The sequence below is a fragment of the Microbacterium sp. T32 genome, from assembly GCF_001619615.1.
Taxonomy (GTDB): Bacteria; Actinomycetota; Actinomycetes; order Actinomycetales; family Microbacteriaceae; genus Microbacterium.
Genome location: NZ_LQQP01000065.1, coordinates 1 through 852, shown reverse-complemented (window position 1 = coordinate 852; position 852 = coordinate 1). Strand labels below are relative to the sequence as shown.

At 67.5% G+C, this 852-nt stretch carries 2 protein-coding genes; one reads left to right on the top strand and one right to left on the bottom strand.

Features of this window, described 5'->3' with window-relative positions; genetic code table 11:
- A partial coding sequence (locus tag AVW09_RS18480; protein ID WP_442922752.1) for a DUF7882 family protein occupies positions 1-190 on the bottom strand: 190 nt, incomplete at its 3' end.
- 225 nt (positions 191-415) lie between these two features.
- On the opposite strand from AVW09_RS18480, the gene AVW09_RS15355 reads away from it, so the two are divergent.
- Positions 416-852: CNNM domain-containing protein (locus AVW09_RS15355; protein ID WP_156496133.1), on the top strand; the 437-nt coding region annotated here is incomplete at its 3' end.

Below are 852 nucleotides of genomic sequence, written 5' to 3'. Positions count from 1 at the left end.
GGCTCGCCTGGCGCACCCCCTCGTTCACCGGCACCTGGAGCATGAAGCCCTCGTTCCGGCGCAGCTTGTTCATGATCACGATGCGCAGATGCGCGAGCAGACGGTCGTCGATGTCGAACGTCGCACGGTCGCGGTAGATGAGGCGTCCCACGGCTGGTCCTTTTCTGGCGCGCCGAAGCGTACCTGTCATGCAAGGGCGGGACCACGCCGGGAAGCGAGGCAATGCGGGGATATCCATTCTGCCATCCCGGAACGCGTCCCGGCCACTACGGCGGTTTCCCAGCGACGCCGGATATCGTGCTCGTCACCGCATCGACGACCCACGAGAGAGAACCCCCGTGAGCCATCCCCGCACCTCCCCCGACCAGGAGGGCCGATCTCCGAGCCCCCTCGTTTCGAGAGGGGGTGAGATCTGATGCTGGGCGCTGTTCTGACGCTTCTTCTCGGCGTCATCGTGACGCTGGCGATCATCGCGGCCTGCGGTTTCTTCGTCGCGCAGGAATTCGCGTACATGTCCGTGGACCGCGCGAAGCTGGCGGCACGCGCCGAGAAGGGTGACGTGCAGGCCAAGCGCGTCCTCGCGATCACGCAGCGCACGTCGTTCATGCTGTCGGGCGCTCAGCTCGGGATCACGGTCACGGGGCTGCTGATCGGCTACGTGGCCGAGCCGCTCATCGGCGCCTCGATCGGGACGCTGCTCGGCGGCGCCGGGATCGACGCCGGCGTCTCGATCGCGATCGGGACCGTGGCGGCCCTGCTGCTCGCCACCGTCGTGACGATGATCTTCGGCGAGCTGTACCCGAAGAACCTCGCGATCGCGAACCCCGAGCCGCTCGCGCGAGCACTCGCCGT